Here is a 25,346-nt window from a genome sequence, read left to right as displayed (position 1 = left end):
GCCGGTCAGCGGAACCCGGTCGCGAGGCTGAACATCGCGGCCATGATCAGCGCCGCGAAGCCGAGGCCGACCAGCGACGGCCAGACCCCGAACATGGCGCTGTCGTCGCGCCCCTCGGAGGAATCGTGCGACATCGGTTCGTCTCCTATCAGCCGCTCAGGACCCGCGGCAGCCACAGCGCGATCTCCGGGAACGCCATGACCAGGCCGAGGCCGACGATCTGCAGGGCGATGAACGGCAGCACCGCAACGAAGATCTCCTGCAGGGTGATGTACGACGGCGCCACCGATTTCAGCCAGAAGCAGGCCGGTCCGAACGGCGGCGACAGGAAGTAGATCTGGATGTTCATGACGAACAGGACGCCGAACCACAGCTTGGCGGCATCCGGGTCGAGTCCCAGCTCCGGCGCCATGGTCTCGACCACCGGCGCGAAGATCGGCACGGTGATGAACAGGATCGCGATCCACTCCATGAAGGTGCCGAGGATCACCAGGATCCCCATCATCACCAGGATCACCCCGAGCGGCGGCAGGTCGAGGCCGGTGAACAGGCTGCGCATGAAGTCCCCGCCGCCGACCAGGTTGTAGATCCCGACGAAGCTGACGGCTCCCAGGATCAGCCAGATAATGGTACCGACCGTGGACATGGTCTGGGTCACGGCGACCTGCAGCATCGACCAGGTCAGGCGCCGCCGCACGGCCGCGACCACCACGGCGCCCGCCACGCCGACCCCGGCCGCCTCGGTGACCGAGGCGATGCCGCCGTAGATCGAGCCCATCACGCACACGATCAGCAGGATCGACAGGATCACCGCCAAGGTGCGGTTCGACGACAGCTCGACGGTCTCGCCACGGCGCGCCGCCGCCTCCCGGGCGGTTGGCGCCAGCGAGTGGTCGAGGGTGCAGCGGACCAGAACGAAAACGATATAGAAGGCCGCCAGCAGCAGTCCGGGGAACACGCCCGCCATGAACAGATCGCCGATCGGCACCTGCGCCGACAGCGCATAGACGATCATGACCACGCTCGGCGGAATCAGGGTGGCGAGCGAGCCGGCCGCGCAGATCACGCCGATCGACAGCTTGCGGTCGTAGCCGAGCCGCAGCATCTGCGGCAGCGCCACCAGCCCGAGCATGACGATCTCGCCGCCCATGATGCCGGACATCGCGGCCATGATGACCGCGACAACCACGGTCTGGACCGCGACGCCGCCGCGCAGGTTGCCGGCGAAGATCGACATCGCGTCGAACAGGTCCTCGGCGATGCCGGCCTTCTCCAGCAGCGACGCCATCAGCACGAACAGCGGCACCGCGATCAGCGGGTAGTTCTCGAGCAGGCCGTAGGCGTTGGTCGAAACCAGGTACAGGCCGCGCGGGCCGAAGAACAGCAGCGCGCAGACGATCGAGACGATCAGCGTGACGACGCCGAGCGGCATGCCGGTCATCATCAGCGCGATCAGGGCGACGACGATGCCGATGCTGACGGTGCCGATGTCGTAGTCCCGCAGGTTCAGGACCTGCCGCGGGTTGAGCAGTTCGCCCAGCGAGGCGACGGCTTCGTTCAGCCAGCCGAAGAGGCCGGTGTCGCCGGTGTAGTGCCCGATCACCAGAACCAGCAGCCGGGCCACCAGCAGGCAGCCGATCACCGCCACGATCAGCCGGGGAATCCGGGTCTCGACGTGCTTGTGGAGGTTGACCAGAAGCTGCACCAGATAGATCACCGCGCCGAGCATCAGCGCGGTCTTCAGCATCATCGGCTCCGGCGAGTTGAAGGCGCTGCCGGCGCGTTCGACCAGGTCGATGGAGTCCAGCGACCGGACCATCGCGTCGCCGGCCAGCAGGAACAGCGCGACGACGCCGACGACCAGCGCGAACAGGTCCAACCGCCATTGCGTACGCGGCGACGCCATCAGGTAGAAGACCGTGATGCCGATGTGCCGGCCATGCTGGGTGATGTACCCGACCGACAGCATCCAGGCCGTGGCGCACAGCACCATGACCATCTCGAACGCCCACTGCGTCGGCGCGTGGAAGAAGTACCGTGCGATCACCTCGTACATCGTGACCGCGGCGCAGACGAGATAGAACTGTCCGACCGCCAGCCCCGAGAATCGGCTGAACGTGTCGATGGACGAGGTGACGGAACGGACCATGGAGGTCTCCGAAGTCGACCGGATTTCACGGAGTCGAACGGGGAGCCGGAATCCGGCTCCCCGTCACGCCAGGTGGACGCAGCCTCAGTCGAGGAGGCCGGTCTTCTTCATGAAGCTGAGATGCGCGTCGAGCGCTTCCTTGGCCAGCGGCGACTTGGCGCCGTAGTCCTCCCAGGCCTTCACCGCGATCTTGCGGAACTTGGCCCGCTCTTCCTTCGACCAGTCGATGACCGTCAGCTTGCCGGCGGCCTTGTCCCGGGCGGCGAGGTCGCGGTCCTGGAGGTCGGCCTGACGCCGCATGGTGACGTAGGCGGCGACGTACCAGGTCTCGAGGATCGTCCGCTCGGCGTCGGTCAGCTTGTTCCAGACGTCCTTGTTCACGACGAACTGCAGGATCGCCATGGAATGGATGCCGGGATACAGCGGGTAGAGCGCCACCTTGTGCATGCCGGAGGCGTCGTTGTTGACGTAGGCCGAGGCGTCGGCGGCGTCGACGATGCCCTTCTCGAGCGAGGTGTAGACCTCGGAGAACGGCAGCGAGACCGGCGTGGCGCCGGCCCGCTTGAAGACCTCGGCGGCAAGCCCTTCCGGCGAGCGGATCTTGACGCCCTTGAAGTCGTCGACGCCGTGGATCGGAACCTTGGCGACCAGCGCCTCCTTGGCGTAGGGGCCGCAGCCGACGACATGGATGTTGCCGCCGCCGTACTTGTCGTACAGCTTCTGCAGGATCTCCTTGCCGCCGCCTTCCATGCAGAAGGTCTGGACCTCTTCGGGCGTGTCGTAGCCGGCGATCAGGTCGCCCATCAGGGCGAAGGCCGGGTCCCGCCCCGAGAAGTAGGCGACGGCGTTCAGGTCGCCGTCCAGGATCCCGTTGGCGACCGCGTCGATGGTCTCCTTGTGCGGTACCACCGCCTTGGTCGGCAGCACCTCGACCATCAGCGAGCCGCCGCTCATGACGCCGACCTTCTGCTGCCAGCCCTCGGTCATGAAGCGGTGCGCCCAGTCGCCGGGCGCCGAACTGGCCTGCAGCTTCAGGGTCTTCGCTTCCGCCGCACCGGTCAGCCCGATGGCCAGCGCTGCCACTGCGGCAGCGATCGTTCTGCGCATCGAATTCCTCCCCGTGTAACCGTTTTCATTTTTCGGTTCGGGGATCATCCTTGCCGGGACCGCCGGTTGTCAATCGGAGAGCACCCGAAAAGTATGACGACATTCGTCGGGTGATCATCTCATATGATCACTTTTCTGGAGACTTGCCTCGAATCTCCCGGACCGTGAAGCCGCCGGTCGCGCTGCTCACCAAGGCATTCAGCGTCTTGCCCGGAAACAGCTGGTCCGCCAGTTCGGTGAGCGCCGCGTCGGTCCCGCCGAACGGCGCCACCATGTCGATCAGCCAGGGCCGGTCGCCGCAACGCCACTCGTTCGGCTTGAGACGCATCTGCCCCTGCCGCAGGCGCGCCTCCACGGCGGTGTCGACCAGCGCCCACGACGCGTAGATCACCGGAACCGCGCCGCTCTCGGTCTGACGCCGCCAGATCCGGGCCTGCCTGGCCATCAGCGCCGGCAGCACCATCCACTCGAGATCCGAGACGAACACGTGGCGATGGCCCGACGACTGGCCGAGCAGCGTGACGATCTGCCCGAGCAGGCGCGTCATGTCGTCCCGTACCGGCTCGTTGGCCGGCTGCGCGTCGGCGCCGGACGCCGGTGCCGGCTTGGCGGCGGCCGCTCCCGACGCCGGCCCCGACACCGCCCTCGACGCCGCCTTCGAAGCGGCAGCCGCAGCGCCCTTCGCCGCGGCGGCGGCCGGACGCGACCGCCCGGCCGGCTTCTTGGATCCTTCCTCCGGGTTCTCCGACCCGTCGGTACCGAACACGATGTCGCTCATCCCCCTCTCCGTGGTCAGTGCGCGAAGACCACCGGCATCGTCGCGTCCGCGATGATGTCGCTGGTGGCGCCGCCGAAGATCATCTGCCGCAGCCGGCTCTGGGTGTAGGCGCCCTTCAGCAGCAGGTCCACACCGTTGGCCTCGGCCTGGTCGAGGACGTCGAGCCCGGGCCCGCGCATCGACCGCGGCCCCGTCACCGCTTCCGCGGCGACGCCGTGCAGCTTGAGATAGTCGACGAGGGCGGCACCGTCCGGCCCCGGAATCGACCAGCCCTCGACCTCGATCACCAGGGCGCGCTTCGCCGCCCGCAGCACCGGCAGCGACTGGCCGATGAGCCGGGCGGTCTCGGTGCTGCGGTTCCAGGCGACCCCGACGGTGTCGCCGCACGGCCGGCTCCAGCCGACCGGCACCAGCATCACCGGCCGACCGCCTTCGAACAGCGCGGTCTCGAACACCGCCCGCCAGTCGGTCTCGTCGGCCTTGCCGACGACCGTCAGGTCGAACAGCCGGGCCTGCTCGCCGATCCCGAATCGGGCCTTGAGGGGCTGGTCGCTCAGCGTCACCCGGCCGGCGGCGGCGCCGAGAGCCTGGATCCGGGCCCGCATCGCCGCCATGGCGGAGTCGGCTTCGCGGGCGAGATCCGGCCCCTGGTCGGCATAGTCGATGATTCCCACGCCCATCGGATCGACCAGCGGGCTCTCGACCGGCCTCGGGTAGAACATGGCGACCGCCCGCCCGTCGTAGCGTTCGGCCAAGTGTGCCGCGACCTCGAGCGGCGCCCCTTCCACGCCGTCGAGACCAAAGGGCAGAAAGACGTGTTTCATCGCCGCTCTCCTCTCCTCGCAGGCGTCCTCGACAGCATCATAAACGAAATCAACGATGTCGACAGATTAACGCGACGCCCGCCTCCGGCACGGCCGGTCGGACACCCGACCACGACACCGGTGGTCGAATCCAGGGTTCGGCGGTACACTTATGTTCTGGAGGGGCATGGACGGGGTGGGATAGCCGTGTCCGGCAAGAGACCGAACAAGATGCGCCGGCTTTCGAGCGTCGAGCTGGCGGAGGTCGTCAAGACTCACCAGGACTTCCTCCTGGGTCGGCCCGGCGGGCTGCGCGCCGAGCTGGTGAACCACGACCTCTCGGGCATGCTGCTGACCGGCAGCAACCTCAAGGACGCCGACCTCACCGGCGCCAACCTCGCGGACGCCGACCTTTCCGACTGCGTCCTGGACGGCGCCATGATGGCGGGCGCCAATCTGGCGGAAGCGAACCTCAACGGCGCCCGGATGGTCGGCGTCGACCTCAGGGGGTCGTCCCTGCGCAGCGCCCGCCTGCGCAACACCAACCTGCACAAGGCCGATCTTCGCGACGGCTCGCTCGGCGGCCGCGCCAGGACCGGCAACCTGACTGCTGTCACCATGCGGCTCGGCCCCACCCACATGGAGAAGGCCGATCTGTCGGGAGCGGATCTGCGGGAAGCCAACATGACCGCGGTGATCGCCACCCATACCGACTTCACGGATGCCGACCTGCAGGGCGCCATCCTCGCCCACGCCAACCTTCGCGGCGCCACCCTGGCCGGGGCCAGGCTGGACGGTGCCTGCCTCGACCACGCCGATTTCGGCGGCGCCAACCTCGCCTACGCGGTGTTCGGCAACGCCTCGGTCGCGACCGCGTCGCTCGCGGGCTGCGACCTCGCGACCGTCCTGACCGACGAGCCGCGCGGCCGCAGCTACCTGGAGCTGTCGCCGTCGCTGGCGGAAGGCATCGGCGCCCACGTCCGCTGGGTCGAGAGCGACGGCGCCGAGGGCGAGCCGCTGGTCCTCGACAATGTCGACCTGCGCGGTGCGCCGAGCCTGCGGGAGGTCAGCCTGCCCGGGCTGTCGGCCGAGGGCGCGGTCTTCATCGGCCTCGACATGACCCGGGCCAGCCTGGTCGGCGCCCGGCTGAAAGGCGCCGACCTGCGGACCTGCATCCTGAAGGGTGCCGACCTGCGCGGCGCCAATCTGGAGGCGGCGCGCCTGAACGGCGCCGACCTCCGGGACGCCAGGCTCGGCCCGCTGCTGTCCGGCGACCGCGCCTACTCGACCAACCTGCGGGACGCCCTGCTGCGGCGCACCGACCTGCGCGGCGCCGACCTGAACGGGGCCCGGCTGACCTCGGCCGACCTCACCGACGCGGTCCTGTTCAAGACCAACCTGGACGACTGCGATCTGACCGGCGCGAAGAACCCGCCCCCCAAGCCCTGACCCGGGGCACAGCGTCGGGTCCGGTGCGGCTCCGACGGCCGGCCGCAACCGCCGCGTGACGCTTGCCGCCGCGTGCCGCGGGCTTTAGAGAAAGTTAAGGATGTCGGGGGCATCTAGGGAGCGTCTCGTGCGACGGGCACAAGCCCCGGCTCCGGTGCGGTAGGACGGCATGTTCGGAAAACTCAAGGCCAAGACCAAACCGGCGGCAGGGGCCGCCGCGAAGAAGGACGTCAAGTGGGGCCAGGCCGTCTTCGGCGAAGAGGCGCTGGACATCCGCGAGCTGCACCTGAAGGGCATCCGCATCCCGAACCCGGGCGGCGGCAACATCATCAACGGCCAGAAGTTCTTCTTCGTCCTCAAGCTCGGCGAGGGCGACAGCGCCGTCTCCTTCAAGGCCTCCGCCTTCGCGATCGCCGCCTCGGACACCGAGGTGATCGGCAAGTTCACCGACATGGACGACGACGAGAAGCGGCTGATCGCCCTGCACCTGAAGGCGTTGCGCGCCGCCGGCATGATCAGCTGACGCCCATACGCTGCCTCATCCCGGACCGGGGCGCCGAAGGCGCGCCGGAGCCGGGACCCACAGGCCAGTCGAGGTCCCGGATCGACCGCACATGCGTGCGCTCGTCCGGGATGAGGGAACGCAACCGGGCTACCCCCGCATCCGCGCCCCGCTCGGGTCGACCGGCGGCTCGGCCAGCACCCGGGCCGGGCAGCGGTCACCGAGGATCTCGACCGTCAGCTCGGCGTCGAGGAATCCGGTATCGACATAGGCCAGCGCCAGGCTGCGGCCGATGCTGTGGCCGTAGCCGCCGGAGGTGACGAAGCCGACGGTGCGGTCGCCGGCGTCGACCGGCTCGTCCCGCGCCGCGTCGGCGCCGTCGGCCTCGATGTCCAGCAGCACCAGACGGCGCGCCGGCGGCTTCTCCCGGCTCGCCAGGTAGGCGTCGCGGCCGATGAAGCCCGGCTTGTCGGCGATGAACCGGTCGAGCCCGGATTCCACTGGGCCGTAGCTCGGCGCGAACTCGCGCAGCCAGGCGCCGAAGCCCTTCTCCAGGCGCAGCGAATTCAGCGCCCGGCCGCCGAACAGCCTCACGCCGAGCCCCTCGCCGGCCGCCAGCAGCGCCTGCAGCATGGAACGCTGGTGGTCGACCGGGCTGTAGATCTCGTAGCCGAGCTCTCCGGTATAGGAGATCCGCGCGACCCAGGCGCTGGTCAGGCCGACGTCGAGCCGCCGGACCGAGCGGAACGGGAAGGCACCGGCGCTCACGTCGTCGTCGGTCAGCCGGGCCAGCAGCTCGCGCGAATTCGGCCCGGCGATCGCGAAGCCGGCCAGCCCGCGGGTGCGGTTTCGCAGGGTGACGCCGGACTCCGGGGCGTGGTCGGCGAACCAGCGCTGGTGCACTTCCTGGGCCGCCGCCGAGCCGACGATCAGGAACCGGTCGTCGGCCAGCCGCGCCACCGTCAGGTCGCCGAGCAGCCGGCCCTTCGGGCTCAGCATCGGCGACAGGGTCATGCGCCCCGGCTTCGGCAGCCGGCCGGCCAGCAGCCTGTCGAGCAGCGCCTCGGCGCCGGGCCCTGACACCTCGTGCTTGGCGTAGGAGGCGATCTCCAGGATGCCGACCGCCTCGCGCACCGCCCGGGCCTCCTCGCCGGTCGGCCCGAAGGCGTTGGAGCGCCGGAAGCTCGGCTGCTCGACCGTGTCCGTGCCGGGCGCCGCGAACCACAGCGGGTGCTCCAGCCCGGCCGATGCCCCGAACACCGCCCCGTTGGCCTTCAGCAGGTCGTAGGCCGGCGTGGTGCGCAGCGGCCGGGCCGCCGGCAGCTCCTCGTTCGGGTAGGTGATGCTGAACCGGCGGCTGTAGTTCTCCTGCACCTTGGCGCGGGTGTAGCCGCGGCTGGCGAAGTCGCCGAACCGGCCGACGTCCATGGCGAAGATGTCGACCTCCGGCTCGCCCTCGACCAGCCACTGCGACAGCATCAGCCCGACGCCGCCGCCCTGGCTGAACCCGGCCATGACGCCGCAGGCGCACCAGAAGTTCCGCAGCCCCGGCACCGGCCCCACAAGGGGATTGCCGTCGGGCGCGAAGGTGAACGGGCCGTTGATCGCTTGGCGGATGCCGGCCGTGGCGAGCGGCGGGAAGTGCTGGAAGGCAAGGTCGAGCGACGGGCCGATGCGGTCGAAGTCCGGCTGCAGCAGCTCGTGGCCGAAGTCCCAGGGCGTGTCCTTCGGCGACCACGGCACGCACGCCTTCTCGTAGGTGCCGATCACCATGCCGCGGCCTTCCTGGCGCGAATACAGCTCGGCCGCGAAGTCGATGGCGTGCGGCATCTCGCGGCCGTGTTCCTGGTTGTAGGCGACGATCTCCGGGATCTCCTCGGTGATCAGGTAGTGGTGCTCCATCGCCAGTACCGGCAGCTCGATGCCGACCATGCGGCCGACCTCGCGGGCCCACAGGCCGCCGGCGTTGATCACCACATCGGCGTCGACCGTGCCCTGCTCGGTGACCACCTTCCAGTCACCGTCGGGGGTGGCGATCAGTTCCTTGACCGGGTTGCGCAGCACGATCTCGGCGCCCTGGATGCGGGCCGCCTTGGCATAGGCGTGGGTGACGCCGGACGGGTCGACATGGCCCTCGTTCGGGTCCCACAGCGCGCCGACGAAATGGCTGGTGTCGATCAGCGGGTGGCCCTTCGCCACCTCGTCCATGCCGACCAGCTCGGTGTCCATGCCGAGCACCCGGGCCTTGGCGCGGGCGGTGCGCAGGTAGTCGAGCCGGTCCTTGTCGGCCGCCAGCATGAAGCCGCCGGTCATGTGGACGCCGCAGGACTGGCCGGAGATCGCCTCGATCTCCTTGTACAGCCGGATCGTGTAGTCCTGCAGCTTGGCGACGTTCGGGTCGGCGTTCAGGGTGTGCATGCCGCCGGCGGCGTGCCAGGTCGAGCCGGAGGTCAGCTCCGAGCGCTCGATCAGCATGACGTCGGTCCACCCCAGCTTGGTGAGGTGGTACAGCACCGAGCACCCGACCACGCCGCCGCCGATCACCACCACGCGCGCATGAGACTTCATCGCCTGTCCTCCCTCGACATCGGGCCGAGCCTCGCACCGGGTTACGGCACGGCTTGCTCAGGGTGCGTCGCTTGCTGGCCGGATTGCGACGGGATTCTCAGCCGCCGGCCCACCCTTGGTTCCTGGTCCCCGGGTCCCGGCTCTGCGCTGCGCTCCGGCCGGGATGAGGCGGTTGGAGTGTTCCTTCCTGCAGCCTCATCCCGGACTTGATCCGGGACCCACGACACGGCGCTCCCTCAGAAATCCGTCGGCGCCCCGCCCTGCTCGGTCCGCTTGGCGACGAACGCGTCGAGCTCCTCGCGGATCGCCGGGTCCATCGGCGGCGCCTGCCATTCGGCGATCAGCCGGTCGGACAGCGCGGCCGAGCGGGTCAGGGCGTCCGGCGAGCCGGCCTCCTGCCAGCTCTCGTAGTTGCGCCAGTCCGACACCATCGGCGCGAAGAACGCGGTCTTGAAGCGGGCTTGGGTGTGGGCGGTGCCGAAGAAGTGGCCGCCCGGGCCGACGTCGCGCATCGCCTCGAGCGCCAGGGTGTCGTCGTCGACCACCAGCGGGTCGAGGAACGCCGCCAGCATCTGCACCATGTCGGCGTCCATGACCATCTTCTCGAAGGACGCGCACAGCCCGCCCTCCATCCAGCCGCAGGCGTGCTTGAGGATGTTGACCCCGCCCATCACCGCGCCCCACAGCGAGAACACGCTCTCCCACGCCGCCTGGGCATCGGGCACGTTGGCGGCGTTGGCGTTCGACGACCGGTACGGCACGTTGTAGCGGCGCGCCAGCTGGCCGCCGACCAGCGCCGCCTTCATGTACTCGGGCGTCCCGAAGGCCGGCGCCCCCGACTTCATGTCGACGTTCGAGGTGAAGCCGCCATAGGCGACCGGGGCGCCGGGCTTCACCACCTGGCTGAACGCCAGGCCGGCGAGGGCCTCGGCGTTCTGCTCGACCAGCGCGCCGGCCACCGTCACCGGCGCCATGGCGCCGGCCAGGGTGAACGGCGTGATCACGGTCGGCTGGCCGGCCTCGGCCATGGTGATGACGCCCTGCAGCATCGGGTAGTCGAGGCGCAGCGGCGACGACGAGTTGATGATCGAGAACAGGCTCGGCTCGCGCTCCATCTGCTCGCGGCCGACCCCGCGGGCGATCCGCACCAGCTCGATGCCGTCCTCGATGCGCTCGCGGCCCAGCGAGTAGGCGTGCACCGCCTTGTCGGACATCGTCAGGATGTCGCGCAGCGCCTCCAGGTGGCGGACCGAGGGATGGATGTCGACCGGCTCCACCGGGTAGCCGCCGAACACGTGGATCGCGTTCAGCACCTGGCCGAGCTTCACCAGGTTCTGGAAGTCCCTGCGGTTGCCGGGCCGGCGGCCGCCGGCGAGGTCGGAGACGTTCGGCGCGCTGGCGATCTGGCAGACCACGATCTCGTTGCCGCCGACCCCGACGTTCCGCGCCGGGTTCCGGGCGTGCAGGGTGAACGACGGCGGGATCGTCCGGATCCGCTCCTCGATGAAGCCGCGGTCGAACCGCACCCGCTCGCCGTCGACCCGCTGGCCCGCGGCCTTCAGGCGGTCGCGCGCCTCCGGCAGCAGGAAGTCGATGCCGATCTCCTCGAGCACCGTCAGCGAGGCCTGGTGGATCGCCTCCAACTCGTCGTCGCTGACCGCCCGCATCGGCGGGTAAGGGTTGAAGATCCGGCGGAACGGCGGCTGCTCGATGCCGGCCGGGCCGTCGCGCCGGCCGCGCCGGGCGCCGCGCCGGCCGGTTGCAGCCTCGCCCCCGTGGCGCTCGCTGTCGGATTCGGGCGTGACCTCGGTCGACATGCTGCGCTCCCGTATTCGTGGCAGGTCCCGACGACTCTGCGCAGGCGGTTTGTCGGGAGTCGAGCCGGGAACCGACCCTCCGTGGGCTTGACTCGACATCCCCGCCGGGTCGAATTGCCCGATCGGACACGGAGACCCTCGATGACCGCCCCTGATTCGACCGCCGCCCAGCCGGCCGCTGCCCCGCAGGCTGACGACGAGCTCGCCCGACTGATGGCCGGTGCCGGCATCGCCGGCAGCCCGGCCGACCTGCGCGCGACGCTGTCCCGGATCGCCGCCTCGCCCGACCCGTACCCGGCGGACGCCTGGCTCGGCCTGGTGGCGCCGGACGCGGCCCCGGAGACCGCCGACGCCCTGACCGCCCTGCGCGACGCCCTGCGACCGGCGGAGCCGGCGGCCGACCCGTCGCGGCTGGAGCGGCTGCGCGCGGCGCTGCACGAGGCCGGGGTCGACGGCCTGATCCTGCCGCGCGCCGACGAGCACCAGGGCGAGTACATCCCGCCGTCGGCCGAGCGGCTGGCCTGGCTGACCGGCTTCACCGGATCGGCCGGGACCGTGGTGGTGCTGCCGGAGCGCGCCGCCCTGTTCGTCGACGGGCGCTACACCCTGCAGGCCGGCCGGCAGGTCGACACCGGGCGCTGGGAGATCCGCCACCTGATCCGCACGCCGGCCGCCGCGTACATCGGCGAGCATCTGGCGGGCCGCCGTCTCGGCTACGACCCCCGGCTGCACTCGGTCAACGCCGCGAAGCGGCTGCACGACGCGGTCCGGCAGGCCGGCGGCACCCTGATGGCGCTCGAGGACAACCCGGTCGACCGGGTCTGGAGCGACCGCCCGCCGGCACCGCTCGGCCGGGTCGAGGCGCTGCCGGCGGAGATCTCCGGCGTGACGGCCGCCGCCAAGCGGGCGCTGGTCGCCGGCATCCTCGCCGAACGCGACGCCGGCGTCGCGGTGCTGAACCAGCCGGAGTCGATCGCCTGGCTGCTCAACATCCGTGGCCGCGACGTGCCCTACACCCCGCTGCCGCTGTGCTACGCCACGGTGGCCCGCGACGGCAGCGTCGAATTGTTCCTGGACCCCGCCAAGTGCGACGCCGCGACCCGCGCGGCCCTCGGCAACCAGGTCAGCCTGCGGCCGTTCGAGGCGATCGGCCAGGCGCTCGACGATCTCGGCGAGGCCGGCGCCACGGTCTCGCTGGACCCGGACACCGCCAGCGAATGGCTGCACCAGCGGCTGGCGGAGGCCGGTGCCACCGTGGTCACCGGCGAGGACCCGTGCATCCGGCCGCGGGCCCGCAAGAACCCGGTCGAGATCGCCGGTACGCGCGCCGCCCATGTGCGCGACGCCGCCGCAGTCGCCCGCTTCCTGAAGTGGATCGACGACAGTACGGCGGCCGGACGGGTGACCGAGCTGGCGGCGGCCGAGGCCCTGGAACGCTTCCGGTCGGTCGGCGAGCGCTGGCGGGGCCCGAGCTTCGCGACGATCTCCGGCGCCGGCCCGAACGGCGCCATCGTCCACTACCGGGTGACGGCGGAAACCGACCGCCCGCTGGAAAGCGGCAGCCTCTACCTGATCGACTCCGGCGCCCAGTACCTGGACGGCACCACCGACATCACCCGGACGGTGGCCATCGGCACCCCGACCCAGGAGATGCGCGAGCGCTTCACCCTGGTGCTGAAGGGACACATCGCGATCGCCACCGCGCGGTTCCCGGCCGGCACCACCGGCAGCCAGCTCGACGCGCTGGCCCGCCAGTTCCTGTGGAAGGAGGGGCTCGATTTCGACCACGGCACCGGGCACGGGGTCGGCAGCTTCCTCGGCGTGCACGAAGGGCCGCAGCGCATCTCGTCGGCCGGCAAGGCGGTCATCGAGGCCGGCATGATCCTGTCGAACGAGCCCGGCTACTACAAGCCGGACGGCTACGGCATCCGCATCGAGAACCTGCTGCTGACGGTCGAGTCGGAACCGGCGCAGGACACCGGCCGGCCGATGCTGGCGTTCGAGACCCTGACCTTCGCGCCGATCGACCGGCGGCTGATCGAGCCGGCCCTCCTGAGCTTCGAGGAGCGCGCCTGGATCGACGCCTACCACGCGACGGTTCGGCGGCGGGTGGCGCCGGCGCTCGACGCGGCCGAACGCGAATGGCTGGAGACGGCGACGGCCCTGCTCGACGCCTGAACGGCGGTCGGCCGGCGGCCGCCGTCACTCCGGCTTCTTGCGTCGGTCCGGGCGGCCGCCGAGCGGCTTGGCGCGCACCCGGCGGTCCGGCCCGACATAGTCCTCGGAGCGGATGAACGCGCGCGGATCGTTGAGGACCAGCGTGATCTTGCGCTTCAGTTCGTCGATCGAGACCGGCTTCGCCACGAAGGCGTTCACGCCGGCGTCCCGCGCCTCCAGCACGGTGGTCAGGTCGGTGTGTGCGGTCAGCAGGATGACCGGGATGTTCTGGCTCGGCGACTCCCGGTGCGTGCGGATGCGACGCGTGAAGGTGATGCCGTCCATCGGCTCCATCATCACATCGGAGACGATGAGGTCCGGCAGGCTCTCGCGCAGCCGGTTGAACGCCTCCTGCCCGTTGGCTGCCCGGTCGACGCGGCCGATTCCGGCCGCTTCGAGGATCTCGACGACCATCTCACGAGTCGGACGATCATCGTCAACCAAGAGCACCCTTAGCTGACTGAAGTCGATGGTCTTCATATCGTTCCCTGCCCTCCACTGGGGTCGCCCGGGGCCGCCCTGTCCCCGAATGCCACACTCAGTTCCCCGGCCACAACGGCCGTCGCCCGCACGGCCTCTTCGATCAGCGGGACCGCGGCACGGGCCGACCCCAGCGAGCCGCACGCCGCTTCGGCGGCGCGCGACACCGCCTCCAGCCGGGCCGCGCCGAAATTGGCCGCCAGCCCCTTCAGGGTATGGGCGGCACGGCGGGCGGTCGGCAGATCCTCCGCCTCCAGCGCCGAGCGGTACTCGCCGAGCCGCCGCTCGATCTCCGACGGCAGCATGGCGAGCATGCTCGCCACGCGCTGCGGCGGCAGCACGCCGAGCCCGTCCTCGACCCTGGCGCGATCGAACACCGGCAGAACTTCGAGCGTCGCTTCGGGCGGCGCCGGAACCGGCGACGGCCGGGACACCTCGGCGACCGCGGTCCGCTCGCCCCGCACCACCCGCGCGAGCGTCCGGTTCAGCATCCGCCAGTCGACCGGCTTGGTCAGCAACGCGTCGACGCCGGCATCGAGGTACATCTGCCGGTGCTCCGGCATGGCGTCGGCGGTCAGCGCCACGATCGGGACGTCGGCCGCCTCGTCCGGCAGGGTCCGGATCGCCCGGGTCGCCTCCATGCCGTCCATGACCGGCATCTGCATGTCCATCAGGATCACGTCGTAGTCGACGCGGACCGCGGCCCGCAACGCCTCGCGTCCGTCGCTCACCTCGTCCACGCGATGGCCCGACTGCGCCAGGACCTTGGACACCAGCATGCGGTTCACGTCGTTGTCCTCGGCCAGCAGGACCCGCAGCGGCGGCAGCGGCCCGTCGTCGGCATCGTCGGCCTCGGGTCCCCCTGCCGGCGGCACCGCGGCGATGCTCACCAGCACCGAGAACCGGAAGGTGGCGCCCTTGCCCGGCTCGCTCTCGACGGTGATCTCGCCGCCCATGCCTTCGACCAGCCGGCGCGAGATGGCGAGGCCGAGACCGGTGCCGCCGAACCGGCGGGTGGTGCTGGTGTCGCCCTGCTCGAACGCCTGGAACAGGTTCTGCTGGATGTCGGGATCGATGCCTTGTCCGGTGTCCGACACCCGGCCCTGCAGCCGGATCGTGCCGTTCGGTCCCTCGGCAGCCGAAAGCTCCATCACGATATTGCCGGCGGCGGTGAACTTGATGGCGTTAGACACCAGGTTCGACAGGATCTGCTTGACCCGCAGCGGGTCGCCCCGAACCCAGGACGGCACGGTCGGCCGTACCTCGCCCGCCAGGACCAGCCCCTTGGCGGAGGCCTGGGCCTGAAACAGCCCGACGACGTCCCTCATGACCTGCGCCGGATCGAAGGCGATCTCTTCGATCTGCACCTTGCCGGCCTCCAGCTTCGAGTAGTCGAGGATGTCGTTGAGCAGCGCCAGCAGGGTCTCCGCCGATTCCCGCATTGTGCTCACGAACGCCCGTTGCTCGGCGTCCAGCGGCGTCCGGGAGATCAGCTCGATCATGCCGAGCAGCCCGGTCATCGGGGTTCGCAACTCGTGGCTCATCATGGCCAGGAACCGCGACTTGGCGGCCCCGGCCTCCTCGGCCCGGCGGCGGGCGGCATCGATCTGCCCGGCGAGGTCCCGGAGCGACCGCGCCTGCTCCTCGAGGGCGTCCCGGGCGGCACGCAGGTCGTGCTCGGTGCGAACCCGCTCGGTGATGTCGGCCCGGATCCCGACGCATCCGCCTTCCTTGGTCCGATACTCGGCGACCATCAGCACCCGGCCGTCCGACAGGGTCTGCAGGGCCGGCTGCTCGGGCGGATTGCGATGGGCGCGCAGCCGCTCGGCGATCCACTCCTCCTCGCGCCCGATCGCCGCCGGGAACTGTCCGGCGGCGACGCTGTCGCGAACCATGTCCTCGAACCGCCGTCCGACCCGGATGAACGTCGAGCTTTCGCCGTAGATCGACCGGTAGGTCTCGTTGCACAGCACCAGGACGTCGTCGGCATCGAACAGGGCGAAGCCTTCCGACATCGCCTCCAGGGCGTCGCTGAGGCGCTGCTCGAACTCGGCGGCCCGCGCCTGGGCCTGCCGCTCCGCCGTTACATCCCGGAACAGGGTCATGTAGCCGCCGTCGGACATGGTCCGGCCGAGAACGGCGAACACCGACCCGTCCTCCCGCAGCCACTCGAAATCCGCGGCCTCGTGCCTCGCGATGTGCCGGAACATCGGACGGATGCCCGACTCCGTCGAAGGCATGCTCCGCAGCACGTCCTTGGCGACCCCCCGCAACGGGCGCCCGCGTGCCAGCAGCTCCGGGTCCAGCCGCACCATCTCGGCATACGCGCGGTTCCACGCCACCAGCCGGTTCTCGCTGTCGAAGGCGATCAGCGCGTTCGGCATGGTGTCGAGCGTGGTCTGCAGGAACGCCGAGGTCGCGGCCAGCTCGATCTCGGCGCTCTTGCGGTCGGTGATGTCGATCCGGGTGCTGATCGTGTAGCCGCTGGGGGTCCGGTTCTCCCGAATGATGTACCAGCGGCCGTTCCACAGCCGGCGCTCCGGCATCTGCCGGCCTTCCTGGCGGTCGCGGAGCCTCTCCTGCACGTATCCTTCCGGATCGGCCAGCGACCAGTGGTCCATGTGGACCCGGTTCCGCAGGCTGATCCGCAGCACGTCCTCGAAGGTCTTGCCGCGCAGATTGGCCTCGTTCTCGAGGTACGGGTACAGCTCGAAGAACTTCCGGTTGGCCACGACGAAGCGGTCCTGCTCGTCGTACACCGAGATCGAATCCTGCACGGCATCGATCGCCTCGCGCAGGATCCGCGACGATCGCTCGCGCTCGGCCAGGGCCTGTTCGCGGCTGACCTGGTCGGTGACGTCCTGCAGCACCCCGACGACGGCCGTGACACGACCGTCGGCGCCGCGCTCGGTGGTGCCGCGGCAGACGACGCGCCGGAGCTCGCCGTCGGGCCGCACCACCCGGGCCTCGAACGCCAGGTCGACGCCGCGGCGCACCGCCTCCGAAATGGCCGCCGTCACCCGCTCCCGGTCGTCGGGGTGGTAGAGCTCGAGCGCGCTCTGCGGCGTCGGCGCCGAACTGCGAGGGGCGAGGCCATGGATCCGGTAGACCTCGTCGGACCAGATCTGCCGGCCGGTGTCCGGCTCGATCCGCCAGTGCCCGATCCGCGCCATGTCCTCGGCGAGCTGGATCAGCATCCGCCGGCCGAGTTGCGGGACCGGCCGCAGGATCTGCACCAGCCCCGCGATCCCGCCGTCCGGGCCGACCAGCGGACTGGCGGTCACGTCGACCAGCAGCGGGCGCCGGTGCCCGTCGACCCGGGTCGCCCGAAATCGCCGCGGGCGCCCCTGCAGGACCTCCGCCGACCAGCCCTCCGGCTCTTCCGCCGGCTCGATGAGCGTCCGGGACGCCCCCATCGCCGTCGGCCCGGGTATGCCGAACAGGCGCGCGGCGGCCGGATTCCACACCACGATCCTGCCGGCGGAATCGACAGCGACCACCGCCTCGTCGAGGCAGTCGACCAGCGACCGTTCCTCGATGCCGGCTGGCGCGATGGCGTCGCACCCGGTCGACACTGCCATTGCGGCTCCTCCACCCTGCACGGAGCGGATTGTACCGCCGACACCTGCGAGCGTGGAACCCGGTTCCCCGGTGGCCTCGGACCAGCCCGCCCCCGGACCGTGCCGGGACGAGCCCGGCCACCCGCAACCCGTTGACAATCAAACCCTCGTCAACCGAAGGAGGCTGCGCCATAGTGCACGGGAACCACCCGCAGCGCCACGGCAGAGGGGCCTGACAGGATGATGGCGGACTATGCGTCGGGGGGCTCTCCTGCCGGGTCCTCAGACAGCGAAGGGTCCAGTTCCCGCTTCCTCTTCGATCCGGCCGACGTGGCCGGCCTGCCGGAGGAACTCCAGACATTCTATGAATTCTGGCGCCGGAAGCACCGTCCCGACGGTCTGCCGCGGCGGTCCGACTTCGATCCGCTCGACCTCAAGCCGTACCTCGGCCGGATCATGATCCTGCAGGTGGAGCGGTCGGATCCGGGGCGGCTGCGCTTCCGCTACCGGCTGTACGGCAGCGCCATCGCCGACCTGCAGCGCCGCGACCTGACCGGCCGGTATGTCGACGAGACCTTCTCGCCGGTCCGCTATGCCCGGACCCAGCGGTCCTACGCCACCGTCATGGAGCACGGTTGCGCCCAGTTCCTGGTCGGGCGGGCGCCGCTGGACAAGGACTTCATCGTCTACGAGCGGATTCTGTGCCCGCTGCGCGGCGAGACCGGCGACGACGTCGGGTTCCTGATCGCCCTGTTCCGCTACCAGCACTAGGCGCGCCGGCTCAGCGACCGTCGAAGAACGCCTGGACCAGGGGCGGCGCCTCCGGCGGCTCGACGTCGATCCCGCGTCCGAAGCCTTCCAGGATCGCGTCGAACGCCGCGATGCGGGCCGTCCGCTTGTCGTTGGCGTCGATCGCCACCCAGGGCGCCTCCGGCGGCGAGCAATGCTTCCGCATGTCCCGGTAGGCCGTCACGTACTCGTCCCAGCGGGCCCGGTTGCGCAGGTCCTGCTCGGTCAGCTTCCAGCGCTTGGCAGGCTCCCGGTAGCGGTCCCGGAAACGCTCGAACTGGGTCTCCTTGGTGATGTCGAGGAACAGCTTCACGAGCCGGACGCCCTCGTCGACCAGCATGCGCTCGAACCGGTTGATCTCCTCGTATCCCCGGCGCCACGCCGCCTCGTCGGTCAGCTTCTCGACCCGCTCGACCAGTACCCGGCCGTACCACGAGCGGTCGAAGATCACGAACTCGCCGCGGCGCGGGACCCGGCGCCAGAACCGCTGCATCCAGAGCTCGCGCTGCTCCGCGGCGCTCGGCGGGCCGATCGACCAGACGCGCAGGGCCCGGGGGTCCATCGCCCAGGCGACACGACGGATGATGCCGCCCTTGCCGGACGCGTCCCAACCCTCGAGGACCAGCGCCGCCGAGCGCTTCTGCCGGGCATAGGCGCGCTGCAGCAGCACCAGCCGGTGCTGGCGCTCGGTCAGCGCCTCCTCATACGCCTCGCGCTTCACGGCCGGTCTCCGCGCACCCGCACGCCACGGGCCGGCGCGATCAGATGATCTCGAAGTTCGAGGTACTGAGGCTGGCCGTGCTGACCCCGACCAGGGTGATGCCGTTGGAACTTCCGAGGTCGATATAGGCGTTGCCCGCGACGTCGCTGGTCGCCGACAGGACCGCCTGGGCGGTGGTGATCGAGGTGCCGTTGATGCCGGCCTGGATCTGCAGGATGTCGCCGCCAGTCTCGAACCCGTTGATCGTATCGGCGCCGCTGCCGGTGCGGAAAATGAAGACGTCGTTGCCGCTGCCACCGTCCATGGTGTCGCTGCCGGCGTCGCCGATCAGGGTGTCGGCGCCGATGTTCCCGTACAGCAGGTCCTTGCCGTCGCCGGCGCTGATGACGTCGTCGCCCTGGCCGCCGTACATCGTGTCGTTGCCGGTGTTGCCCAGCAGGGTGTCGAGACCCTGGTTGCCGTAGATCAGATCGTTGCCGGCCCCGGAGGACAGCGCGTCGTTGCCGTTGTTGCCGTACAGATGGTCGTCGCCGCTGCCCGCCGACAGAGTGTCGTTGTCCTGGCCCCCGTACAGGACATCGAAGTGGCTGGCGCCCAGCAGAAGGTCGTCGCCCTTGTTGCCGTAGATCAGGTCGTTTCCGAAGCCGCCGGACAGCCGGTCGTTGCCGTCGTTGCCGTACAACGTGTCGTCGCCGAAAAAGCCCGTGACCGTATCGTCGCCGCCGCCGGCCACGATCAGGTCGCTGAACCCGGTACCGATAAGCGCGTCGCCTTGGTCGGATCCTCCGATAGATGCCATGGCTTCCTCCCAGGTTGGCCGATAGCGCTCGGAAAACCATAGCGAATCGTTCGGGCGCACGCCAACAGGCAGGGTGCCGGCCTACAAGCTCCAGTAGTGACGGTCGTCGGGGAGGTCGCTGGGGTCGAGCGCCGAGGTCACGTCCACCAACAGCCCGCCCGGGCGGACCCGGCGGCCGAGGCCGGCGGCGCCTTCGGCCAGAAACCCGCGGTGCGGGCTGGCCAGCACCAGGGCATCCAGGTCGACGAGATCCGCGGTCTCGACCACCTCGATTCCCAGATCCCGCCGGGCGATTCCGGGATCCACCAGCGGGTCGGCGGCCAGCAGCACGGCCCCGAGATCGCGCAGCGCCCGGGCGATCACCGGCGCCTGGCTGTTGCGGGCGTCCGAGACGTTCTCCTTGAACGCCAGCCCCAGCAGGCCGACCCGGGCGCCGGCCACGGCGATCCCCGCGGCGGAAAGCCGCACCACGATCTTCTGCGCGACCCGCTCGGCCATGCCGTCGTTCAGCCGCCGGGCGGCGCGGATCAGCTCCGGGTAGTAGCCGTGCGCCTCGGCCTTGGCGATCAGGTAGTACGGGTCGACGCCGATGCAGTGGCCGCCGACCAGGCCGGGCCGGTACGGGGCGAAGTTCCACTTGGTGCGGGCGGCGGCCAGCACGTCCTCGGTGCGCAGGCCGAGCCGGTCGTAGACCAGCGCCAGCTCGTTCATCAGCGCGATGTTGACGTCGCGCTGGACGTTCTCGGTGATCTTCGAGGCCTCGGCGACCCGGATCGACGGCGCCCGGTGCAGGCCGGCCGGCACCACGTCGGCATAGAGTGCCGCCACCCGGTCGAGGGTCGCGGCGTCCTCGCCGGACACCACCTTCACGACGGTCGCGAGGCCGTGCACCGGGTCGCCGGGGTTGATCCGCTCCGGCGAATAGCCGAGCGCGAAGTCGCCGCGCGCCAGGCCGGATGCGACCGCCAGCCGGGGGCCGAAGACTTCCTCGGTCGCGCCCGGATGGACCGTCGACTCGACCACCACCAGGGCGCCCGGCCGCAGCACCGGCCCGAGCAGGTCGGCGGCGGCCAGCAGCGGCGCCAGGTCCGGCCGGCGGTCGCCGTCGATCGGCGTCGGCACCGCCACGACGAACGCCTCGCAGCCGGCGAGATCGCCCGGCTCGGCGGTCACCCGCAGGCCGGCCGGCAGCCGGATCGCCGGATCGTCGGGATCGTTGCGATCGATGCCGCGCGCAAGGTCGGCAACCCGAGCGGCGTCGACGTCGAAACCGACCACCGTCCGCCCGGCCCCCGCGAACGCCAGCGCCAGCGGCAGCCCGACATAGCCGAGCCCGATCACCGCGACGGCCCGGTCGCTCGCCGGGGCCATCAGTCCGGGTCCCGGGCGTAGCGGTCGAGGGCGTCGACCGTCGCCGACGGCCGGAAGCCGAGGCTCTGCGCCGCGATCGTGTCGATGGTGAACGAGGCGCGCGGCGCCACCACCTCCTCGAGATGGGTGTCCAGGCCGAGCCCGGCGGCGATCGTGGCCACCGCGGCGCGCACCGGGATCGGCTCGCGGCTGGCGACCGGCACGGCGTTGAAGCCGCGCATCGGCTCGCCGGCGATCAGCAGCCTCGCGATCCAGTCGGCGAGGTCGTCGACATGCACCACGTTGTTGAACGGGCCGTCGGCGTTGTAGATGCGCACGGTCTCGTGCCGCCGGATCCGGCGGACCACCTGCACCGGCCAGTTGCGGTCGGCGCCCGGCCCGATCACCGCCGGCAGGCGGACCGCCACCGCCGGGATGCCGGACGCCGCCAGCACGCTCTCGCCCATCAGCTTGGAGACGCCGTAGGGATCGGGCTCGCGGATCGGCGTCGAGGCGTCGAGGCTGCGCTCGTTCACCGTGCCGTGGACCGACAGGCTGGAGAGGTACACGAACCGGCGCACCCCGGCCGCCTTGGCGGCCTCCACCAGGCGGGCGCTGGCCAGCGCGTTGTCGCGGATCAGGACGGCGGCGGGCACCGCGTCGGCGCGTCCGGTCGGGGTCGAGGTGGCGGCGGCATGCACCACCGCCTCCACGCCGTCCGGCAGCGCGTCGAGCTCGGCGAGGTCGCCGGGCCAGTCGGTCACCGCGGCCGCAGCCGCGAGGTCGTCCGGCAGCGGGCTCCTGCGCCGGTGCGCGACCACCTCGCAGCCGGCGGCGACCAGTCGCCGGGCGATGGTCCGCCCGGAGAATCCCGCGGCACCGGTGACGAGGACCCGCGCCATCCGCCGCCTCAGCCGCGGACGGCGGCCAGGATACGCTCCGGCGACAGTCCGTGGGCGGCCAGGATGTCCTCGTGGCTGCCGTAGCAGTGCACGAACTCGTCCTTCAGGGTGAAGGTGTCGAGCCGGCACTCGGCCCGGATGTCCCAGGCGATCTGCTTGGTCTGCGGCGCCAGCCCGCCCTGCGGGACGTGCTCCTCGATGACGATGACCTGGCTGTGCCGGCGCAGCAGGTCGGCGATGCCGTCGCGGTCGAGCGGCTTCAGGGTGTGGCAGACCGCCAGCGACACCGACTTGCCGTCGGCGGTCAGCGCGTCGGCCACCTGGCCGGCCATCTTGGTGATGACGCCGTAGGACAGCACCGCCACGTCGGTGCCCTTGCGCAGGTAGCGCAGCTTGCCGAACTCCCACGGATCGCTGTCCGGGCCGGTCAGGGTCGGCTCGCCGGCCTTGCCGAAGCGGAAGTACACCGGGCCGCCGGACTCGCGCTTGACCAACCACTCGGTGGCGGCGGTCGCCTCGACCGGGTCGCACGGCGCGATGATCGACATGTTCGGGATCGACCCGGCGATGGCGATGTCCTCCTGGGCGTAATGGGTGCCGCCCAGGGTCGAGTAGATGACGCCGCCGCCGATGCCGACCACCGTCACCGGCAGGTTCTGGTAGCCGAGGTCGTCGCGCACCATCTCGTACGGCCGGTACAGCGAGAACGTCGCGATGGTGTAGGCGAACGGCCGCATGCCGCGCAGCGCCAAGCCGGCGCAGATGCCGATCATCGACTGCTCGGCGACGCCGACGTTGATGAAGCGCTCGGGGAACTCCTCGCGGAACTTGGCCATCGAGCCGACCGGCGAGATGTCCGAGACCACGATGTGGACGCGCGGGTCGTCCTTGGCGAGCCCGTACAGGACCTCTCCGAAGGTGTTCCTCACGACGCGATCTCCTTCAGCTCGTCGATGGCCTGCTGGTACTCGGCCGGGTTCGGCGCCCGGTAGTGCCAGATCGGCACACTCTCCATGTAGCTGACGCCGCGGCCCTTCACGGTCTTGGCGACCAGGAAGAAGGGCCGGTCGCCCTTGCGGTTGGCGACCGCGTCGTACACCGCGCCGGCGTCGTGGCCGTTGACCTCGGCGGATTCCCAGCCGAACGCCTCCAGCTTCTCGACCACCGGGTAGAAGCTCGGATGGGTCTCCGAGGTGCGGCCGAGCGACTGGAAGTCGTTGTTGTCGACGATCGCGACCAGGTTGGAGAGGCCGAGGGTCGAGCCCATCAGGATCGCCTCCCAGGTCGAGCCTTCCTGCATCTCGCCGTCCGACAGCACGCAGTACACCACGCCCGGATTGCCGCCCGGGCCTGCGATGTTGCGCTCGGCGACCGCGATGCCGACCGCCATCGACAGGCCGTGGCCGAGCGAGCCGGTCGAGGCCTCGATGCCCGGGTTGCCGTAGTCCGGGTGGGCGCCGAGGATGCCGTCAGGCGTGCAGTAGGCGTCGAGGTCGGCGGTCGCCAGCACGCCGATGTCCTCGAGGATCACGTACTGCGCCATGCAGCCATGGCCCTTCGACATCAGGAAGGTGTCCGGCGACTTGGCGGCCCCCGCCGGCGCCGGCCGCATCAGGCCGTTGTAGCAGGCGTCGCTGATCTCCAGGCAGGAGAACGCCGGGGCGATGTGCAGGGCGCCGACCTTCTGCGAGATGTCCAGCACCCGGCGCCGATACCGGTAGCAGCGGCGGCGCGACTCCGCGGCGTCGAAGCTGTTGTGTCCCGGTTGTGCGGTCATCGACGCTCTCCCGTCAGGAAATCAAGGTCCAGTAGTAGTCGCCGGTGTAACCGGCCTCCTCGAACAGCTTCAGCCAGCCGTCCGGGTAGTCGTGGGTGTGCGCGGTCAGCACCCAGTCGAGGAAGATCGCCCGTTCCTCCTCGGTGCGGTAGCTGTCGACCTGCACGAACGCGTTGCTGCCCTTGGTCACCCGCATGATCTCGCGCAGCGCGACGATCAGCTCCGGCTTCTTCAGGTTGTGCAGGGTGTTCAGCGAGATCACCGCGTCGAAGCTGTGGTCCGGGAACGGCAGCGACACCGCGTTGCCCAGGTGCAGGCGGCCGACCACCTCCGGCTCGCAGTGCTTCAGCGCGTATTCCGAGACGTCCAGGCCGAACGCCTCCAGCCCCGGGCAGGCGATCATGAAGTCCTTGACCAGGAAGCCCTTGGCGGCGCCGACGTCGAGCACCCGCATGCCGGGCTTCAGGCCGAAATGCGCGACCATGTCCTCGGCGATCGGGACCCAGCGGCCGTCGTAGCGGTAGCCGCCGTAGCCGTATTCCCGCGGGCCGTCGAAATACATCTCGCCGTACTGCCGGCTGATCTTGATGTGCTCGTCGGTCTTGGCGTGCTCGCGCGCCTTCACGTTGCGCTTGCTCTTGGGCAGGCGGGCCAGCAGGTTGACCTCGGCCATGGGGTACTCCTCGGGTCGCTCAGGCGGCGGTGGCGCGCTTGTGGGTCAGGGCCAGACCGTCCGCGAGGCCGGTATAGCGGAAATCGGGGAAGGCGCGAAAGGTCGCCGCCGGGTCGAACGGCCGGTAGCCGTTGTGCGGCATCGGCCCCGAACGCGGGCTGCCCTTGATGGCCGGCGGGCTGGCGACCTGCGCCGCGACCATCTCGGCGATCGCGCGGAAGCTGTGGACCTCGCCGGTCGCGCCGTTCAGCACGCCGGTCGAGCGCTGCAGGACCATGCGCTTCAGCAGCTCGGCCAGGTCGTCGACCAGCACGTGGTCGCGCCGCTCCTCGCCCTCGCCGAACAGCACGATCTCCTTGCCCTCGGCCGCCAGCCGCCGGAACCGGTTGGGGCCGTAGCCGTTGTGCGGGTCGCCGGCGCCGTACACCAGGGTCGGGCGCAGGATGCCGACCGGCACCCCGCCCTCGTCCAGCAGCATGCGCTCGCGCGCCAGGTGCATGACGCCGTGCAGGGCGCCGGGCTCGGCGCAGCTCGCCTCGGTCAGCGGCCCGTCGAAGTCCCTGTAGACCGCGTCGGACGACACGTAGATCACGTGCTCGACCGGCCGCGCCCTCAGGGCCGCGACCACCGCGTTCATCATGCGGACGTTGCGCTCGAGCATCGCGCCGTTCTTGCACGGCGCCTCGGCCGACACGACCATCAGCACGTCGTCGGCGCGCAGCAGCCCGGCCAGGGCCTCGCCGGCACCGTCGGCCAGCAGGTCGACGTCCTTGCGGCCCAGGCGCTCGACCGGAACGCCCTCCGCGGCGAGCGCGTCGGCGGCGGCCCCGCCGATGAATCCGGCGCCGAGCACGACCACCCGGGCCGGGGCCTGCGGGCTGGCGAGACGATGGGTCAGCATGGGC

At 70.6% G+C, this 25,346-nt stretch carries 21 protein-coding genes; 4 read left to right on the top strand and 17 right to left on the bottom strand.

Annotated features, from left to right (window positions below; translation table 11 throughout):
• Positions 1 to 5 precede the first annotated feature (5 nt).
• The 5 genes from IE246_RS28190 to IE246_RS19435 form a co-directional block, all read right to left on the bottom strand.
• Positions 6 to 134, bottom strand: a complete 129-nt coding sequence (locus IE246_RS28190) for a hypothetical protein (protein ID WP_268245286.1) — start codon at positions 132 to 134, stop codon at positions 6 to 8.
• Between the two features lie 14 nt (positions 135 to 148).
• On the bottom strand, positions 149 to 2,149 hold the full coding sequence (locus IE246_RS19450; RefSeq protein WP_189992746.1) for a TRAP transporter large permease subunit: 2,001 nt from the start codon (positions 2,147 to 2,149) through the stop codon (positions 149 to 151).
• Positions 2,150 to 2,233: 84 nt separating this feature from the next.
• On the bottom strand, positions 2,234 to 3,256 hold the full coding sequence (locus tag IE246_RS19445; RefSeq protein WP_189992744.1) for a TRAP transporter substrate-binding protein: 1,023 nt from the start codon (positions 3,254 to 3,256) through the stop codon (positions 2,234 to 2,236).
• 127 nt (positions 3,257 to 3,383) lie between these two features.
• Positions 3,384 to 4,034, bottom strand: coding sequence for a toxin-activating lysine-acyltransferase (locus tag IE246_RS19440; RefSeq protein WP_189992742.1), 651 nt, complete (start codon positions 4,032 to 4,034; stop codon positions 3,384 to 3,386).
• A gap of 14 nt (positions 4,035 to 4,048) precedes the next feature.
• On the bottom strand, positions 4,049 to 4,858 hold the full coding sequence (locus IE246_RS19435; protein ID WP_189992740.1) for a putative universal stress family protein: 810 nt from the start codon (positions 4,856 to 4,858) through the stop codon (positions 4,049 to 4,051).
• A 210-nt stretch (positions 4,859 to 5,068) separates the two neighbouring features.
• On the opposite strand from IE246_RS19435, the gene IE246_RS19430 reads away from it, so the two are divergent.
• Together IE246_RS19430 and IE246_RS19425 are read left to right on the top strand one after the other, a co-directional pair.
• On the top strand, positions 5,069 to 6,286 hold the full coding sequence (locus tag IE246_RS19430) for a pentapeptide repeat-containing protein (protein ID WP_189992738.1): 1,218 nt from the start codon (positions 5,069 to 5,071) through the stop codon (positions 6,284 to 6,286).
• 169 nt (positions 6,287 to 6,455) lie between these two features.
• Positions 6,456 to 6,809 (top strand): hypothetical protein, encoded by a 354-nt coding sequence (locus IE246_RS19425; protein WP_189992736.1) that lies wholly within the window; start codon positions 6,456 to 6,458, stop codon positions 6,807 to 6,809.
• A gap of 129 nt (positions 6,810 to 6,938) precedes the next feature.
• Here the strand turns inward: IE246_RS19425 and IE246_RS19420 are convergent, their stop codons facing one another.
• Positions 6,939 to 9,356, bottom strand: a complete 2,418-nt coding sequence (locus tag IE246_RS19420) for a GcvT family protein (protein WP_189992734.1) — start codon at positions 9,354 to 9,356, stop codon at positions 6,939 to 6,941.
• A 236-nt stretch (positions 9,357 to 9,592) separates the two neighbouring features.
• Positions 9,593 to 11,173, bottom strand: coding sequence for a trimethylamine methyltransferase family protein (locus IE246_RS19415; RefSeq protein WP_189992732.1), 1,581 nt, complete (start codon positions 11,171 to 11,173; stop codon positions 9,593 to 9,595).
• A gap of 141 nt (positions 11,174 to 11,314) precedes the next feature.
• Between IE246_RS19415 and IE246_RS19410 the strand changes: the two genes are divergently transcribed.
• Positions 11,315 to 13,351 carry an aminopeptidase P family protein gene (locus IE246_RS19410; protein ID WP_189992730.1) on the top strand — a complete coding sequence of 679 codons (2,037 nt, stop codon included), beginning with the start codon at positions 11,315 to 11,317 and terminating at the stop codon, positions 13,349 to 13,351.
• Positions 13,352 to 13,375: 24 nt separating this feature from the next.
• Here IE246_RS19410 and IE246_RS19405 read toward each other — a convergent pair whose 3' ends face one another.
• Entirely contained in the window at positions 13,376 to 13,870 is a 495-nt protein-coding gene (locus IE246_RS19405; RefSeq protein ID WP_189992728.1) for a response regulator, read from the bottom strand.
• Positions 13,867 to 17,451, bottom strand: coding sequence for a PAS-domain containing protein (locus tag IE246_RS19400; protein WP_189992726.1), 3,585 nt, complete (start codon positions 17,449 to 17,451; stop codon positions 13,867 to 13,869). Before IE246_RS19400 ends, IE246_RS19405 begins: the two co-directional genes overlap by 4 nt.
• 309 nt (positions 17,452 to 17,760) lie before the next feature.
• On the opposite strand from IE246_RS19400, the gene IE246_RS19395 reads away from it, so the two are divergent.
• Complete coding sequence (locus tag IE246_RS19395) at positions 17,761 to 18,201, top strand: PAS domain-containing protein (RefSeq protein WP_189992724.1); 441 nt, start codon at positions 17,761 to 17,763, stop codon at positions 18,199 to 18,201.
• A 10-nt stretch (positions 18,202 to 18,211) separates the two neighbouring features.
• Here IE246_RS19395 and IE246_RS19390 read toward each other — a convergent pair whose 3' ends face one another.
• The 8 genes from IE246_RS19390 to IE246_RS19355 form a co-directional block, all read right to left on the bottom strand.
• On the bottom strand, positions 18,212 to 18,940 hold the full coding sequence (locus IE246_RS19390; protein WP_189992723.1) for a polyphosphate kinase 2 family protein: 729 nt from the start codon (positions 18,938 to 18,940) through the stop codon (positions 18,212 to 18,214).
• Positions 18,941 to 18,980: 40 nt separating this feature from the next.
• Positions 18,981 to 19,739: a calcium-binding protein gene (locus IE246_RS19385; protein ID WP_189992721.1), complete on the bottom strand. Its 759-nt coding sequence runs from the start codon at positions 19,737 to 19,739 to the stop codon at positions 18,981 to 18,983.
• A gap of 81 nt (positions 19,740 to 19,820) precedes the next feature.
• Positions 19,821 to 21,110 carry a nucleotide sugar dehydrogenase gene (locus IE246_RS19380; RefSeq protein ID WP_189992719.1) on the bottom strand — a complete coding sequence of 430 codons (1,290 nt, stop codon included), beginning with the start codon at positions 21,108 to 21,110 and terminating at the stop codon, positions 19,821 to 19,823.
• Positions 21,110 to 21,991 (bottom strand): NAD-dependent epimerase/dehydratase family protein, encoded by an 882-nt coding sequence (locus tag IE246_RS19375; RefSeq protein ID WP_189992717.1) that lies wholly within the window; start codon positions 21,989 to 21,991, stop codon positions 21,110 to 21,112. Before IE246_RS19375 ends, IE246_RS19380 begins: the two co-directional genes overlap by 1 nt.
• 8 nt (positions 21,992 to 21,999) lie before the next feature.
• The gene (locus IE246_RS19370) at positions 22,000 to 22,920 is read right to left on the bottom strand and encodes a transketolase family protein (protein ID WP_189992716.1); all 921 of its coding nucleotides are present in this window, start codon (positions 22,918 to 22,920) and stop codon (positions 22,000 to 22,002) included.
• Positions 22,917 to 23,768, bottom strand: a complete 852-nt coding sequence (locus IE246_RS19365; protein WP_189992714.1) for a transketolase — start codon at positions 23,766 to 23,768, stop codon at positions 22,917 to 22,919. The genes IE246_RS19370 and IE246_RS19365 overlap by 4 nt, the downstream gene beginning before the upstream one ends.
• A 13-nt stretch (positions 23,769 to 23,781) precedes the next feature.
• Entirely contained in the window at positions 23,782 to 24,441 is a 660-nt protein-coding gene (locus IE246_RS19360; RefSeq protein WP_189992712.1) for a class I SAM-dependent methyltransferase, read from the bottom strand.
• A 19-nt stretch (positions 24,442 to 24,460) separates the two neighbouring features.
• Entirely contained in the window at positions 24,461 to 25,342 is an 882-nt protein-coding gene (locus tag IE246_RS19355; RefSeq protein ID WP_189992710.1) for an NAD-dependent epimerase/dehydratase family protein, read from the bottom strand.
• Between the last annotated feature and the right edge of the window lie 4 nt (positions 25,343 to 25,346).

The organism is Thalassobaculum fulvum, assembly GCF_014652915.1.
Classification (GTDB): domain Bacteria; phylum Pseudomonadota; class Alphaproteobacteria; order Thalassobaculales; family Thalassobaculaceae; genus Thalassobaculum_A; species Thalassobaculum_A fulvum.
Note: the sequence above shows the minus strand (reverse complement) of the source record. Positions and strands in the feature narration are given on the sequence as shown.

What these genes read in the sequence shown, in the direction of transcription:
- IE246_RS28190 (WP_268245286.1), bottom strand. Translation starts at nt 134, where the DNA reads ATGTCGCACGATTCCTCCGAGGGGCGCGACGACAGCGCCATGTTCGGG.
- IE246_RS19450 (WP_189992746.1), bottom strand. Translation starts at nt 2,149, where the DNA reads ATGGTCCGTTCCGTCACCTCGTCCATCGACACGTTCAGCCGATTCTCG.
- IE246_RS19445 (WP_189992744.1), bottom strand. Translation starts at nt 3,256, where the DNA reads ATGCGCAGAACGATCGCTGCCGCAGTGGCAGCGCTGGCCATCGGGCTG.
- IE246_RS19440 (WP_189992742.1), bottom strand. Translation starts at nt 4,034, where the DNA reads ATGAGCGACATCGTGTTCGGTACCGACGGGTCGGAGAACCCGGAGGAA.
- IE246_RS19435 (WP_189992740.1), bottom strand. Translation starts at nt 4,858, where the DNA reads ATGAAACACGTCTTTCTGCCCTTTGGTCTCGACGGCGTGGAAGGGGCG.
- IE246_RS19430 (WP_189992738.1), top strand. Translation starts at nt 5,069, where the DNA reads ATGCGCCGGCTTTCGAGCGTCGAGCTGGCGGAGGTCGTCAAGACTCAC.
- IE246_RS19425 (WP_189992736.1), top strand. Translation starts at nt 6,456, where the DNA reads ATGTTCGGAAAACTCAAGGCCAAGACCAAACCGGCGGCAGGGGCCGCC.
- IE246_RS19420 (WP_189992734.1), bottom strand. Translation starts at nt 9,356, where the DNA reads ATGAAGTCTCATGCGCGCGTGGTGGTGATCGGCGGCGGCGTGGTCGGG.
- IE246_RS19415 (WP_189992732.1), bottom strand. Translation starts at nt 11,173, where the DNA reads ATGTCGACCGAGGTCACGCCCGAATCCGACAGCGAGCGCCACGGGGGC.
- IE246_RS19410 (WP_189992730.1), top strand. Translation starts at nt 11,315, where the DNA reads ATGACCGCCCCTGATTCGACCGCCGCCCAGCCGGCCGCTGCCCCGCAG.
- IE246_RS19405 (WP_189992728.1), bottom strand. Translation starts at nt 13,870, where the DNA reads ATGAAGACCATCGACTTCAGTCAGCTAAGGGTGCTCTTGGTTGACGAT.
- IE246_RS19400 (WP_189992726.1), bottom strand. Translation starts at nt 17,451, where the DNA reads ATGGCAGTGTCGACCGGGTGCGACGCCATCGCGCCAGCCGGCATCGAG.
- IE246_RS19385 (WP_189992721.1), bottom strand. Translation starts at nt 19,739, where the DNA reads ATGGCATCTATCGGAGGATCCGACCAAGGCGACGCGCTTATCGGTACC.
- IE246_RS19380 (WP_189992719.1), bottom strand. Translation starts at nt 21,110, where the DNA reads ATGGCCCCGGCGAGCGACCGGGCCGTCGCGGTGATCGGGCTCGGCTAT.
- IE246_RS19375 (WP_189992717.1), bottom strand. Translation starts at nt 21,991, where the DNA reads ATGGCGCGGGTCCTCGTCACCGGTGCCGCGGGATTCTCCGGGCGGACC.
- IE246_RS19365 (WP_189992714.1), bottom strand. Translation starts at nt 23,768, where the DNA reads ATGACCGCACAACCGGGACACAACAGCTTCGACGCCGCGGAGTCGCGC.
- IE246_RS19360 (WP_189992712.1), bottom strand. Translation starts at nt 24,441, where the DNA reads ATGGCCGAGGTCAACCTGCTGGCCCGCCTGCCCAAGAGCAAGCGCAAC.
- IE246_RS19355 (WP_189992710.1), bottom strand. Translation starts at nt 25,342, where the DNA reads ATGCTGACCCATCGTCTCGCCAGCCCGCAGGCCCCGGCCCGGGTGGTC.